This is a genomic window from Flavobacterium sp. KACC 22763 (genome assembly GCF_028736155.1).
Taxonomy (GTDB): Bacteria; Bacteroidota; Bacteroidia; order Flavobacteriales; family Flavobacteriaceae; genus Flavobacterium.
The window spans coordinates 2,590,468-2,605,987 of sequence record NZ_CP117879.1; the positions used below are offsets into that span (position 1 = coordinate 2,590,468).

Annotated in this window: 7 protein-coding genes; 2 read left to right on the top strand and 5 right to left on the bottom strand. The window is 37.3% G+C overall.

Translation table 11 applies throughout. The annotated features are described in order from the left end of the window. Nucleotides 1-11: 11 nt before the first annotated feature. From PQ463_RS10365 to PQ463_RS10385, 5 genes are read right to left on the bottom strand one after another with little or no spacing between them, the layout of a single operon-like run. On the bottom strand, nucleotides 12-572 hold the full coding sequence (locus PQ463_RS10365; protein ID WP_274257704.1) for a Crp/Fnr family transcriptional regulator: 561 nt from the start codon (nucleotides 570-572) through the stop codon (nucleotides 12-14). A 12-nt stretch (nucleotides 573-584) separates the two neighbouring features. Then, a complete protein-coding gene (locus PQ463_RS10370; RefSeq protein ID WP_274257705.1) occupies nucleotides 585-1,157 on the bottom strand; it encodes a TMEM175 family protein in 573 nt (190 codons plus the stop codon). Nucleotides 1,158-1,171: 14 nt separating this feature from the next. Then, a complete protein-coding gene (locus tag PQ463_RS10375) occupies nucleotides 1,172-2,062 on the bottom strand; it encodes a Ppx/GppA phosphatase family protein (RefSeq protein ID WP_111363603.1) in 891 nt (296 codons plus the stop codon). Nucleotides 2,063-2,095: 33 nt separating this feature from the next. Then, entirely contained in the window at nucleotides 2,096-4,174 is a 2,079-nt protein-coding gene (gene ppk1, locus PQ463_RS10380; RefSeq protein ID WP_274257706.1) for a polyphosphate kinase 1, read from the bottom strand. 5 nt (nucleotides 4,175-4,179) lie between these two features. Beyond that, the gene (locus PQ463_RS10385) at nucleotides 4,180-4,665 is read right to left on the bottom strand and encodes a SixA phosphatase family protein (protein ID WP_111377238.1); all 486 of its coding nucleotides are present in this window, start codon (nucleotides 4,663-4,665) and stop codon (nucleotides 4,180-4,182) included. Between the two features lie 825 nt (nucleotides 4,666-5,490). On the opposite strand from PQ463_RS10385, the gene PQ463_RS10390 reads away from it, so the two are divergent. Both PQ463_RS10390 and PQ463_RS10395 read left to right on the top strand, forming a co-directional pair. Next, on the top strand, nucleotides 5,491-14,469 hold the full coding sequence (locus tag PQ463_RS10390; protein ID WP_274257707.1) for an HYR-like domain-containing protein: 8,979 nt from the start codon (nucleotides 5,491-5,493) through the stop codon (nucleotides 14,467-14,469). A 133-nt stretch (nucleotides 14,470-14,602) separates the two neighbouring features. After that, nucleotides 14,603-15,520 carry a PorP/SprF family type IX secretion system membrane protein gene (locus PQ463_RS10395; protein WP_274257708.1) on the top strand — a complete coding sequence of 306 codons (918 nt, stop codon included), beginning with the start codon at nucleotides 14,603-14,605 and terminating at the stop codon, nucleotides 15,518-15,520.

Here is a 15,520-nt window from a genome sequence, read left to right on the forward strand (position 1 = left end):
AACTCAATTTATCAAACAACCACTTTTCTTATTCGGCTTAAATGTCTTGGGGTAATTCCTAGATAAGAAGCCAAATATTGCAAAGGAATTAACTGAATATACTTTTGATGGTTTTGGCAAAGTTCTTCGTAGCGCTGTGCCCCTGATAGTTTCTGAAAAGAAACCATTCTTTTGTGTAGATTTACAAATTCTAATTCGGTTAATTTTCTGCCTGTTTCCTGCCAGTTAAACCCTGATTGGTAGAGTTTTTCTAGAGCTTTTCTATTTAGAATCTGTAATTGAGTATCGGTAAGAGCCTGAATGTTTTCTTCTGCTTTTTCTTCTGTGATAAAACTGGCAAAAGAAGCCATAAATTCGTTTTCGAAAGCAAAACAATTGGTGATTTCATCGCCTTTATGATTGACGAAAAAGGAACGGAGAATTCCTTTTTCGATAAAAACTATTTCGTTGCAAACTTGATTTTCAGCCAATAGAAGTTCTCCTTTTTTTAATGTTCGAAATGTTATCAAACTATCTAAAAGACTTAATTCGTCAGCAGAGAAATCTTGAATGGACTGAAAAACAGCTTTCATAAACTATTCATTTTAAGAAAAAATCCTTCCGATTCTTTTGTCTGGAATAAGCCATAACATAGCAACTGTAAAATAAGCTGCTCCAGAAACCCACTGGTTAAAGAATGCCGTAACAATTCCGATAACGTATAGAACTAAGGAGATTTTACCTTTATAATCTTTGTTAAGTGCTTTTCTTAAAGCAGAATTACTTCCTTCACTGCACATTATAGTATATTGCAAAATAATATAAGAGATTGCCGAGAGAAGCAACACAACACCATACATTGTCATTGCAGCTTTCTCAAAATTATGCTCCCCCATCCAAGCGGTAGAAACGGGAATTAAAGACAGCCAAAACAAAAAGTGCAGATTACTCCACAATACTTTTCCGTTTACTTTTGATAAACCATGGAGTAAATAATGATGATTATTCCAGTATATTCCAACGTAAATAAAACTCAAAACATAACTTAAAAACTTTGGAATAAGCGGTTTTAAATCTGCAAATTCATGTCCTTGCGGCGCTTTAATTTCCAAAATCATAATTGTTATAATGATTGCCAAAACGCCATCACTAAAAGCTTCTAGTCTGCCTTTATTCATTAAAAAAAATAATATTAAATTTTACCGTAATACATTGCTTTTACGATACCATCAGAAAGTCCGATTTTAGGAACATAAATCTGGCGCGCACCACTCCATTTCATAGCATTCAGATAAATACGAGTGGCATGAATAATCACGTCGGCACGGTCGGAGTTCAATCCTAATTCGGCAATTCTCTGTTCGTAAGTCAATGAATTTAAGAATGCGTACTGTGAGTTAACATAAATGTACGAAAGCGGTTTTTCCTGCTGTTTTCCAGACATTTTAAACAACTTATTGATGTTTCCTCCAGAACCTATCAGCGTTACCTCATCGTAATCTGCTGTATTGGTTTTAATCCATTTTTCTATTTCATCCCAAACTGAATCGTGCACCATATTATTAAGTAAACGAACCGTTCCTGCTTTGAAAGATCTTGACGTAATCATTTTTCCGTCAGAGAATAAGGTAAACTCGGTACTTCCACCTCCAACATCTACAAAAAGATAAGTTTCGTCAGATTTAATTAAATGATGCAAATCTGTAGAAGCAATAATTGCCGCCTCTTTTTTACCGTCGATGATCTCGATTTTTATGTCGGCTTTTTTCTTAATTAAAGCCACAACTTCTTTTGCATTATAGGCTTCGCGCATTGCAGAAGTCGCAAATGCCATATAACGCTCTACTTTATGTACTTTCATCAAAAGGTTGAATGCTTTCATGGCATCTACCATTCGATCTATATTTTCTGGTGAAATTTCTCCAACCGTGAAGGCGTCTTGTCCTAAACGAATTGGCACACGAACAAGGGAACTTTTATTAAACTGCGGTTCTTTGCCTTCTTGTTCAACAACGTTAGCAATCAAAAGCCTCATGGCATTTGAACCGATATCTATCGCTGCGAACTTCCTAATATTAATCATGCTCACTTTATGATTTGAAATTGGTATTTATTATTAATTTACTTTTTGAGGAACCTCTTCAAGTATAGCTACTTTATTCTGATAATATTTATAGGTTTCAAATTGTGCTCTAAATGGCGCATGATGATTTTTGGGCTTATATTTATTATCTAATTTATAGGAGTGATATCTCACTTTTACATTTCCTTTCCAGGCAATATTAAAGTTATCAATCAATTCCTTTTTGATTTCAAGATCATAAATCGGGCAGGTTACCTCGACTCTGCCGTCAAGATTTCTAGTCATAAAATCGGCAGACGAAATGTAAACTTCGGTCAAACCAGCATTTCCGAAAATGTAAACTCTCGAATGTTCTAAGTAATTGTCTACAATACTTATGGCTTCGATGTTTTCGCTCATACCTGGAATTCCCGGAATTAGAGAACATATTCCTCTTACCTGAAGCTGAATTTTCACTCCAGCATTACTTGCTTCGTATAATTTATCGATCATTTTAAAATCGGACAAACTATTCATTTTTAATTTAATATGCGTTTTTCTACCTGCCAATGCATGAAGAATTTCACGATCAATAAGTTTGATGAATTTGGTTCTCGTGTAATGAGGCGATACAATTAAATGCTTGTATCTGTGTACTCTATAATTAATATCAAAAAACTCAAATATTTTTGATGTGTCTTTTAAGATTCCTTGGTGGCAAGTAAAAAGTGTTACATCGGTATAAATTTTTGCTGTTGCTTCGTTGAAGTTTCCAGTTGAAATGAATCCGTAACGACGGTTTTTACCTTCTTCCGTTCTTTCAATTACACAAATCTTACTGTGCACTTTCAATCCTTTGATACCAAAAATAAGCTCGATTCCTTCTGTCTGCATTTGTTCTGCATACGAAATATTCGAAGCTTCATCAAAACGTGCTTGAAGTTCGATTTGCACTACTACCCTTTTGCCGTTTTTGGCTGCATTTATCAGCGAACTGATAATTTGTGAATTCTTAGCTAAACGATATAAGGTAATTTTAATGCTTGTAACTTTTGGATCTAAAGCCGCTTCGCGCAAAAACTTAGTCAGATAGGAGAATGACTGGTAAGGCGCGTGCACCAAATAATCCTTTTTAGAGATTTTTTCAAGAATACTCCCTTCAAGATTCAAGCCAGGAACTGGTAACGGTTCGTTTGGCTTGTACAACAAATCGTATCTACCAAGATTTGGAAAACTCATATAATCGCGACGATTATGATATCTTCCTCCTGGAATTATACTATCTGTTTCTACAATTTTCATTTTATCCAAGAAAAATTGCAGGGTATCTTCTTCAATTAAATTATCGTAAATAAAACGAACAGGTTCTCCTATTCGGCGATCTTTTACAGACGAAGCAATTTTTTCAAGCATACTTTTACTCAAATCACTATCTATATCCAATTGTGCATCACGCGTAATTTTGATCATGTGAGCAGAAACGCTCTTGTAATCAAATATATTAAAGATGTTTTTCAGTTTAAAACGAATAACATCATCTATTAAAATAACATATTGTTTTTCTTCTTCAGAAGGAAGAACGACAAATCTGTTGATATTTTTTGGAATTTCAATTAAAGCATAACGAACCTCATCATTTGCTAATTCTAAACGAACTGCCAAATAGCCTAAAGTATCTTTTAGAATTGGAAAAACAGCCAAATCATTTAAAATGATGGTCACTAGTTCTGGACTTAATTTTTGGGTATAAAAGTCCTTTAAGAAACACTCTTGTTTTGGTGTAATCTGTTTTTCATTGATAATAAAAATATTTTCAGATTCTAGTTCTGCTTCAATGTTTCCAAGAATACGCAAACTTTCAGACTGTTGTTGAATTACAATTTCGGTAATATCTTTAATTAATTGATGCGCAGAAATACCTCCTAAATATTTTTCACCAGAAATACCTGAAAGACTTAATCGTCGAATGGCCGCGTACCGAACTCTAAAAAATTCATCTAAGTTGTTTGAAAAAATTCCAACAAAACGCAGTCTGTCTAAAAGTGGTACTGTATTGTCTGCTGCTTCCTGAAGCACTCTCGCATTAAACGCTAACCAGCTTTTTTCTCTATCGATATATTTCTGTTCGTACACTGTAATTATTTTAAATCTTTGGGGAAAATAGTTTTATGTGTTTTGCCCTTATGGATCGTGTCCCAACTTTCGGCATCAAACTGTAACGATACAAAGCCCGAAGTTGGTACATTTTCTATAAAAACATCCCCAAATTTATTAACAAAATTTGTAATAGCCTCGTTATGTCCAAAAAGAATAACGCTTTCAAAACTATTATCACACGATTTAATAACTTTTTCGAGCTGCTTCTCATCAAAAGTGTACAGATCATCTCTAAAAATGATGCTTTCTAATGGATAAGATATGTTTTGCGCAAAAATTAAAGCGGTTTCTGTGGCTCTCGCGGCTGTGCTGCTCCAAATAATATACGTTTTAGGAAGATACTCTGAAATATTTAATGAAACATCATGCGCATCTAAAATTCCTCTTTTCATTAATGGACGATCAAAATCTTTCAGTGGTGCTTCCCAGCTAGATTTGGCATGACGAATTAATATAAGATTTTTCATAAGTAGCAATTTTTAAAAACCTGAGTTGCAGGTCATTTTTTAATTAAGTTCTAATTTACAAAAGAAATTTTAAACCTTTTCCTTTTTTTATTTCCGTTAACATTATAACAAAATTTTAACAAGAATAAATGCCCTGTAAAATTTTTGGACTACAAAAATTAGAAAAGTCACTTTTTGTCATTTTATGTACTTCATCTATAAAATTAGTATTTAGTCGATATTCTTTAATCTTCTAAAAAATTAACTAAATACCTGATTATTAATCATTTAATACACTACAAAGAAACTTAATATCGTGAATAAAGCAAAAAAAGGAGAAGAAAAATTCTACTTTTTTGAGTTAAAAAAAAGTGTTTTTGGGTCATTTCTTGATAAAAAAACAACACTTCAACGAGTTTTTAGGTTAGTTACAGATAAAAAAATCATATTAGAAAAACTCTAATATAACTTTGATTCTGTTAAAATATTAAATATATCACAAAACAGAGAAACAATTTATAAGAATAAAAAAGTGTCACTTGAAAGGTCCTAAAAAGTGTCAAAATTGTAAGTTATTTTTTTGTTAGAAATGCACGATGTGATTAATAACCTATTTGTCCCATTTAAATGAATAGAACAGTTTTTCCATCTTCTTGAGATTTTTACTGAACATTAACCTAAAACTTAAAAAAAAATCAAAAACACTCATTTTTTCTACAAGCCAATTTTTTAAGTCAATATTATAATTTTTACCAAGAACAGCCTCGGCAATTTATAATCAATTAAAACGGATTATAACTCAAGAATCTCAAAATAAAATTTACTAAAGATTAAAAATTAGAGATTATGAAAAACATTACTTTTTTAACGAATATTAATTTTAATATTAAATGCGTTTATATTACGTTGCTTTTAATATTTACTACAAGTGGCTATTCTCAAAACACATATGATGGCAATTACTGCCCTGGTCCAGGTGCAGTTGGTGATGAATATGCGACTGGAACGGTTTACAGCACAGTATTATTAGCTAACCCTTCTTCAACATGCAACATTGGGACGATTCGTGCTAAAGTTGATACCCAAAATCAAGTTTTAAGATTAGGTATGGATATTGGGAATGGTGGTTCGGCACTTTTTAGATTGTACTTAGATACTGATAATAATCCAGCAACAGGATTAACATCAGATTCTTTTGGAGGAACTATTAGTGTAGCTGGCGCTGAGTATATCTTAGAAATTAATTCTAACGGAAGTGGTTTTACTTTATATACAGGAAATGGCAATGTTAAAACTCAAACTAATGTTATCCCTGCGGGTCTTGCTGCTCAGGCAGGTAAGGCCAATTGTAATTCTGGTGCTACATTTTTAGAGTTTAATGTTCCTTTTGGAAGCTTGGGAATTAACATTTGTGATCCCAATAATCCTGGTGTAATTAACGTTACAAAATTAGCTTCTGTTAGTGGTAACTCACCTAATTCAAGTCTATGTACTAATACTCCACTTACTTTTGGAATTCCACTAAAAGGAACTGTTGGACCAAACTCAACTATATGTTCAGGAGCTAGTGCTGCTTTAACACTAACAGGTCTCAATGCTGGTTCTAATGTAATTAAATGGCAATCATCTATTGCCCCTTTTTCAGTGTGGGTAGATATTGCTAATACTGTAGGCTTAACAGCTTACAATACAGGTAGTTTAACACAAACCACAAAATTCAGAGCAATATTTTCTAATTCAGGTTTATGCTCTGGAAGTAATATTGCGACAAGTGAAGCAACCGTAACGGTAAATACTCCAACTGCTTGTTCTATTACTGGTACTAGTGGTCCTGTATGTTTATCTTCTTCTAATGTTTTTGCGGCTCCAGCCAGTATGACGAGCTATTCGTGGTCTTTGCCTCCGGCAACTGCAAATGGTGCGACAATTACATCTGCTACAAATTTACAGAACGTAACTGTTCAAGCTGGCTCCACTTGTAATACAACGTTTAAATTATTATTAACTACTACTTTAAATGGATGCAGTTCTACTTGTGAAAAAATAGTAACTGTTAACGATACTACTGCTCCAACTTGGACAACTCAAGCAGGCGCTTTAAATGCGACTTTGCAATGCAGCGATACGGCAGGATTGACAGCAGCACAAAATCAAGCTCCTGTTGCCACAGACAATTGCGGTGGAACTGTAACCTATACTAAAGTGAGCGGAACTTTCGCCGCTGGAGCATGTGCCAATTCTGGAACTTACACCAACACTTGGACCGCTAAAGACGCTTGCAATAATACTTCAACAGTTTTCACTCAGGTGATCACTATTCAAGACACGACTGCGCCAACTTGGACAACTCAAGCAGGTGCATTAAATGTTACTTTGCAATGCAGCGATGCGGCAGGATTGACAGCAGCACAAAATCAGGCTCCTGTTGCCACAGACAATTGCGGTGGAACTGTAACCTATACTAAAGTGAGCGGAACTTTCGCCGCTGGAACTTGTGCCAATTCTGGAACTTACACCAACACTTGGACCGCTAAAGATGTCTGCAATAATACTTCAACAGTTTTTACTCAGGTGATAACTATTCAAGACACGACTGCTCCAACTTGGACAACTCAAGCAGGCGCTTTAAATGTTACTTTGCAATGCAGCGATGCAGCAGGATTGACAGCTGCACAAAATCAGGCTCCTGTAGCCACAGACAATTGCGGTGGAACTGTAACCTATACTAAAGTGAGCGGAACTTTCGCCGCTGGAACTTGTGCCAATTCTGGAACTTACACCAACACTTGGACCGCTAAAGATGTCTGCAATAACACTTCAACAGTTTTCACACAGGTAATCACAATTCAGGATACTACTGCACCAACTTGGACAACTGCTGCCGGCTCTTTAAATGCAACCGTAGAATGCAGCAATGCTGCAGGACTTGCCGCTGCTCAAGCTTTGTTTCCAACTGCTTCTGACTTGTGCGATGCCGATGTTTCAAACATAACTAAAGTAAGCGGACAGTTTGTAGCTTCTCAAGGATGTGCAAATGCCGGAACTTACACCAACACTTGGACGGTAAAAGACGACTGCAATAACACTTCTTCCGTTTTTACTCAGGTAATCACAATCCAAGACACTACTGCGCCAACTTGGACAACTGCTGCTGGTTCTTTAAATGCAACCGTAGAATGCAGTAATGCTGCAGGACTTGCAGCTGCACAAGCTCAGTTTCCAACAGCCACTGACCTTTGCGATACTGATGTTTCAAACATCACTAAAGTAAGCGGACAGTTTGTAGCATCTCAAGGATGCGGACATGCTGGAACATACACCAATACTTGGACGGTAAAAGACGACTGCAACAACACTTCCTCCGTTTTTACTCAGGTAATCACAATTCAGGATACTACTGCGCCAACTTGGACAACTGCTGCTGGTTCGCTAAATACAACTGTAGAGTGCAGCGATGCAGCTGGACTTATTATAGCTCAAGGAATGTCTCCATCAGCATCTGACTTGTGCGATGCCGATGTAACCAATATCATTAAAGTAAGCGGTCAGTTTGTAGCTTCTCAAGGATGCAGAAATGCAGGAACTTACACCAACACTTGGACTGTAAAAGATGACTGCGGTAATACTTCTGATACTTTCACTCAAGTGATCACAATCCAAGACACTACTGCTCCTACTTGGAATACTGTTGCCGGCACTTTAAATGTAACTTTAGAATGCAGTGATACTGCTGGACTTGCTGCTGCTCAGGCTCAGTTCCCAACAGCTTCTGACCTTTGCGATACTGATGTTTCAAATATCACTAAAGTAAGCGGACAGTTCGTAGCTTCTCAAGGATGCGGAAATGCAGGAACTTACACCAACACTTGGACGGTAAAAGATGACTGCGGTAATACATCTGGAACTTTTACTCAAGTAATCACAATTAAAGATACAACTGCTCCAACTTGGACAACACAGGCAGGCTCTCTAAATGCAACTTTAGAATGCAGTGATACTGCTGGACTTGCTGCTGCTCAGGCACAGTTCCCAACAGCTTCTGACTTATGCGATGCTGATGTTCTAAACATCACAAAAGTAAGCGGACAGTTCGTAGCTTCTGAAGGATGCGGAAATGCAGGCACTTACACCAACACTTGGACTGTAAAAGACGACTGCGGAAATACTTCTGATACTTTCACTCAGGTGATCACCATTCAGGACACAACAACGCCAACTTGGACAACACAGGCAGGCTCTCTAAATGCAACTTTAGAATGCAGCGATACTGCTGGACTTGCTGCTGCTCAGGCACAGTTCCCAACAGCTTCTGATCTTTGCGATGCCGATGTTTCAAACATCACAAAAGTAAGCGGACAGTTCGTAGCTTCACAAGGATGCGGAAATGCAGGAACTTACACCAACACTTGGACTGTAAAAGATGACTGCGGTAATACATCTGGAACTTTTACTCAGGTAATCACCATTCAAGACACAACTGCTCCAACCTGGACAACTGCTCCAACAGCTTTAAATGTAACTTTAGAATGCAGCGATGCAACTGGACTTGCAAACGCCCAAGCAACGTTCCCTGCTGCTTCTGACCTTTGCGATTCAAATGTTTCTAACATCATAAAAGTAAGCGGACAGTTCGTGGCTTCTGAGGGATGCGGAAACGCAGGAACATACACCAACACTTGGACTGTGAAAGACGACTGCGGAAACACTTCTGACACTTTCACTCAGGTGATCACCATTCAGGACACAACAGCGCCAACTTGGACAACACAGGCAGGTTCTCTAGATGTGACCTTGGAATGCAGCGATGCAGAAGGTCTTGCCACTGCTCAAGCTCAATTCCCAGCAGCTTCTGACTTATGCGATGCTGATGTTCTAAACATCACAAAAGTAAGCGGACAGTTCGTAGCTTCTGAAGGATGCGGAAATGCAGGAACTTACACCAACACTTGGACTGTAAAAGATGACTGCGGAAATACTTCTGATACTTTCACTCAGGTGATCACCATTCAGGACACAACTGCTCCTACTTGGACAACACAAGCAGGTTCTCTAAACGTGACTTTAGAATGCAGCGATGCAGAAGGTCTTGCCACTGCTCAAGCTCAATTCCCAGCAGCTTCTGACTTATGCGATGCTGATGTTTTAAATATCACAAAAGTAAGCGGTCAGTTCGTTGCCACTGAAGGTTGCGGAAATGCAGGAACTTACACCAACACTTGGACTGTGAAAGATGACTGCGGAAATACTTCTGACACTTTCACTCAAGTAATCACAATTCAGGATACAACTGCTCCTACTTGGACAACACAAGCAGGTTCTCTAAACGTGACCTTGGAATGCAGCGATGCAGAAGGTCTTGCCACTGCTCAAGCCCAATTCCCAGCAGCTTCTGACTTATGCGATTCAGATGTTCTAAACATCACAAAAGTAAGCGGTCAGTTTGTAGCTTCTGAAGGTTGCGGAAATGCAGGAACTTACACCAACACTTGGACTGTGAAAGACGACTGCGGAAATACTTCTGACACTTTCACTCAAGTAATCACAATTCAGGATACAACTGCTCCTACTTGGACAACTGTTGCAGACGCTTTAAATGTAACCTTAGAATGTAATGACACAGAAGGTCTTGCCTCAGCTCAAGCTCAATTCCCAGCAGCTTCTGACTTATGCGATGCTGATGTTCTAAACATAACAAAAGTAAGCGGACAGTTTGTAGCTTCTGAAGGATGCGGAAATGCAGGAACTTACACCAACACTTGGACTGTGAAAGATGACTGTGGAAATACTTCTGATACTTTCACTCAAGTAATCACTATTCAAGACACAACAGCGCCAACATGGAATACCGTTGCTGGCACTTTAAATGTGACTTTAGAATGTAGTGATGCAGAAGGACTTGCAGCTGCTCAGGCTCAGTTCCCTACAGCTTCTGACTTATGCGATGCTGATGTTCTAAACATTGAGAAAGTAAGCGGACAATTTGTAGCTTCTGAAGGATGCGGAAATGCAGGAACTTACACCAACACTTGGACAGTTAAAGATGACTGCGGAAATACTTCTGACACTTTCACTCAAGTAATCACTATTCAAGACACTACAGCACCAACATGGAATACCGTTGCTGGTTCTCTAGATGTAACTTTGGAATGCAGTGATGCGGAAGCTCTTGCCACTGCTCAAGCTCAGTTCCCTACAGCTTCTGACTTATGCGATTCAGATGTTCTAAACATCGAAAAAGTAAGCGGATCATTTGTTGCCTCTGAAAGCTGTGCAAATGCAGGAACTTACACCAATACTTGGACAGTAAAAGATAACTGTGGTAACATATCTGATACATTTACTCAGGTGATCACAATTCAGGATACTACAAACCCAACTTTCGCTGGTGAACTTCCTGTAGATATTACAGTTTCTTGTGACGCAGTTCCAGAGCCATTTAATATGGAAGCTTCTGACAATTGCAATGGAAACTTACCAATTGTTTTCAGTGAAACTAAAAGCGATATTAAAAACGAATGCGGTACAGAATATACCTTAACTCGTAACTGGTCTACAAGTGATTGTGGAGGAAATTCAGTTTCTTATACTCAAATTATAACAGTAAGAGATACTACACCTCCAACAGGCACTGCACCAGCAGATGTTGCTAATCTACAAAGTGCCGCAGACATTCCAGCAGGAAGTCCAGATGACATCAAAGATGCCACAGACAATTGCTCAGGAGCTGTAAATATCACAGTAAGTGACACTAATAATGGAGGAACTGGATGTAATGGAGCATCTTACATCTTAACCAGAACTTACACTTTAACAGACTGTGCAGGTAATAAAACTGAATTAGTTCAAACCTTTACAGTTGAAAATAAAGTTTCTGTAAGTGGCATTGCTACAAATGTAAGCTGTCAAGGAGAAAGCGATGGTTCTATTGCAGTTACCAGCACTGCTGGAGCTACTGTAGTTATTACCAATCAAAATAATGAGGTGGTTGGAAATACTAATCTGCCAGCTGGAACCTATACACTTACTGCAACATCTTCAGTAAATACTGAAAATGAAATTTGTACAGCAACTGCAACAGTGGTAATTACAGAGCCAAATTATAGAGTTAAAATATCTGGCCAAATCATAAATGTAGATACTAACACTCCTCTTGCAAATGTACCTGTAACATTGATTCCTCAGGGAACAACTACAGGACCAATACAAATGCGTATTACAGGTGCAGACGGAATGTACAGTTTCACAGGAATGCCAGCCGGAAGTTATTTGGTACAAGTACAAGATGCTAATTTAAATAGTGCATATCAATTATACCCTGTTGACACTAGTTTATTCTTTACTACTCTAGAAGAATGTGCTTTCCAAGTTCATAACTTCCAATATGGAGCTTCAACACTTCCTGTTCTTGGAGATTATGTTTGGTACGATACCAATAGCAACGGAATTCAAGATGAATGGTACGACGCTAATAACGATGGTACTATTACTAAAAATATTCCAGACTCAAATGGAGCTGTTGACTACAGCTTATGGGAATGGATCGATCTTAATGGAGACGGAAGCTATACTGGCCCTCTAAATGTCGGTGAGTTAAATGCTGGTGGTTTCGGAAATGCACTTAGTCCAAATGTAATTGTCGATGGTCCAAATGGATACCACAAAGATATTATTGTAGGAATTGCAGGATACTGGAGAGACCGTCCAGAAAGTGAAAATCCTTATGGACAATATACAGTAAAATTGGTAAGAGATGCAAATTTCGACACTATGGCTGCAAACTTAGGATTTACTGGTTTGGTAAAAGTTATTCCTTCAATATCAGGTAAAAATATTGCAGGTAAAGCAAGTAAAGCACAATTGCATACCGTTTGCAAAACAACAACAGAAAGCGGCTATGTCGTGACAGTTACACCAGAAGATTTAGTTCATTTAGATCTTGATTTCGGAGTAAGCTGTAAAGAATACAAAGACATTGTAGCTAATGATGACAGCGCAGGTCCGATTGCAGGCGTAAACCATACTACTACTAATGTATTAAATGTATTGCCAAATGATACTTTAGAAGGAAATGCTATAACTGCATCTGATGTAATCATAACAACTGTAACTCCAAACGAGTTTTTACAATTAAATGCTGATGGTTCAGTTGATGTACTGCCAAATGCTCCAGTAGGGACATTAACAATGGTATATCAAATCTGCGAAGCCGATCAGACAGATAACTGCGACACTGCTACTGTTACCGTTACAATAGAAGCTCCTGTAATGACTGTTACTGCAACATCGATATGCGTAAATGATGTACCATATCTTGACTATACAGTAACTCCAGGAAACTTTACTCCTGTAAATGGCGTGACCATTGCATGGGCAGACAGCAATAACAATGTAATAACAACAATGACCGATCTGCCATTAAGCGGACGTGTACTATGGCCAGGAGCTGTAGTAGATGATCAAGGAAAAGGAATTGACTGGCCAGGCTGGATTTTTGAGAACAACAGATGGATTGAAGGAGCTGATGGATTTGAAAAATTACGTCCAACAGCAAATGTGACCCTATCTCTAAATCCTAGTCAAACTATCACAGTTAGCTATCCTCCTGCAGATCCTTTCTGTACTGCTAGACCAACATTTGCTATTGTAGCAAATGATGATACTCCTGCACCAATAATTGGAGAGTCAGGACAAACTAATGTGATTAATGTTTTAACTAACGATACATTAAATGGTTCTACAGTAAACATAAATGATGTTACATTAACAACTGCTGTTGCCGACCCAACAGGTTCATTAACACTAAACCCTGACGGATCTGTAACTGTCGCACCAAATACGCAAGGCGGAACTTACACATTAACATACCAAATTTGCGAAAAAGCTGATTTTGGAAACTGCGATACTGCCATCGTAACTGTTACTGTAATTTCTTCTGTAATTGCAAATGACGACACCTATAATAATATTGGATGTAACACTTTTGGTCTGGTTGGCAATATATTAAGCAATGATTTTAAAGAAAAAACTCCTGTAACACTAGAATTAGTAAGCTTTACCCTTCTAGCCGAAGGAAACAATACTAAAACAGATCCAAACATCACTGTTGATGCGTCTGGAAATGTGAATGTATCAAGCTTAACACCTGCTGGCACTTATATTTACAGCTACACAATCTGTGATAAATTAAGTTCTCAAAATTGTGATTCTGCAACTGTTACTATTACAGTAATTCCAAATGGTGTTGTAGAAGTAAGCGGCACAGCATGTACTGATGATTCGACATTAGTTAACTTGAACAGCCTACTTCCTCAGGGAAGTCCATTAACTGGAGTATGGCAAGATAGAAATAATACTAATGCGCTTCAGGGAAGTGTTCTTAATCCATTTGGTTTAGCATTAGGCAATTATGCTTTTGAATATATAATAGCTGACGAAAAATGTCCGAGAAGCATCATATTAAATATGGAAGTCAATGATGACTGTAAAGTTCTAGCTTGTGGTAATGTCTTAGTACATAATGCTTTTTCTCCAAATGGCGACAATATAAATGATTTCTTCAAAATTGACAATATCGATGACACCACTTGTTATCCTGGCAATTCTGTCGAAATATACAATCGCTGGGGAGTTTTAGTTTTTGAAACTACAAACTATAATAATACAACAAATGCTTTTGATGGAACTTCAAGAGGAAGAACAACTGTTAAGCAGTCTGACGGACTACCAACTGGAACTTATTTTTACATTATTAACTATAAATCTCTGGATGGAAACAACAATGTTCAAGAACATAAATTAGACGGATATTTATATCTATCCAAATAGTAATTAAAACACCTTGTAAACTAGTTGTTTACAAGGTGTTAAAAAAATCCGAAAAATTTGATTAATTTTGAATAGAACACATTGAAATTCAATGATTTAAATAGTCAATAGTAATTATTAAATAAAATCTACTATGAGAACAAAATTATTTTTCTTCGTCATTCTGTTAATTACATGTTCAGGGTATTCACAGCAAGATGCACAGTATACACAGTATATGTATAACACAATAAATATAAATCCTGCCTATGCAGGTTCTCGTGGAGCACTTAGTATTTTTGGTCTTTACCGTACCCAATGGGTTGGTCTCGACGGAGCACCAGAAACAAGCAGTTTTTCAGTTAACTCTCCTATAAATAATAGTAAACTAGGTGTAGGCGCTTCATTAGTAAATGACAAAATTGGGCCAACAAATGAAAACAACATTTCAGTTGATGTTTCATATACAATACAGACATCTGCCGATTTTAAACTTTCATTTGGTATTAAAGGAACTGCAAACATCTTCAATCTGGATGTAAATAAATTAAATCCTGCAGATCAAGGAGATCCTCAGTTTCAGGATTTAAACAATAAATTCTCTCCAAATGTGGGTGCTGGAGTTTACTGGCATTCTAACAAAGCATACATTGGTTTGTCTGTTCCTAATTTTATTGAAACAAATCGTTACGACGATAATGATGTAGCAATTTTTAAAGACAAAATCAATTATTATTTAATGGGAGGTTATGTATTCAATCTTGACAAATACGAATATGTAAAATTTAAACCCGCCATTTTAGCCAAAATGGTTCAAGGGGCACCGCTTCAGGTAGACCTATCTGCCAATTTCATGTTCTATGATAAATTTATGCTTGGTGCAGCCTATAGATGGAGCGCTTCTTTAAGTGCTATGGTAGGATTTCAGATTACAGACGGACTTTATTTAGGGTATGGCTATGATCGAGAAACTACCAATTTAAATAATTACAATTCAGGTTCACATGAGATATTCCTTCGTTATGAATTCTTCTCAAACAAAGGCAAAATGACAACTCCTCGTTTCTTCTAA

Bases quoted from the DNA above. Each gene is read 5' to 3' on its own strand.
- PQ463_RS10365 (WP_274257704.1), bottom strand. From the start codon at position 572: ATGAAAGCTGTTTTTCAGTCCATTCAAGATTTCTCTGCTGACGAATTA.
- PQ463_RS10370 (WP_274257705.1), bottom strand. From the start codon at position 1,157: ATGAATAAAGGCAGACTAGAAGCTTTTAGTGATGGCGTTTTGGCAATC.
- PQ463_RS10375 (WP_111363603.1), bottom strand. From the start codon at position 2,062: ATGATTAATATTAGGAAGTTCGCAGCGATAGATATCGGTTCAAATGCC.
- PQ463_RS10385 (WP_111377238.1), bottom strand. From the start codon at position 4,665: ATGAAAAATCTTATATTAATTCGTCATGCCAAATCTAGCTGGGAAGCA.
- PQ463_RS10390 (WP_274257707.1), top strand. From the start codon at position 5,491: ATGAAAAACATTACTTTTTTAACGAATATTAATTTTAATATTAAATGC.
- PQ463_RS10395 (WP_274257708.1), top strand. From the start codon at position 14,603: ATGAGAACAAAATTATTTTTCTTCGTCATTCTGTTAATTACATGTTCA.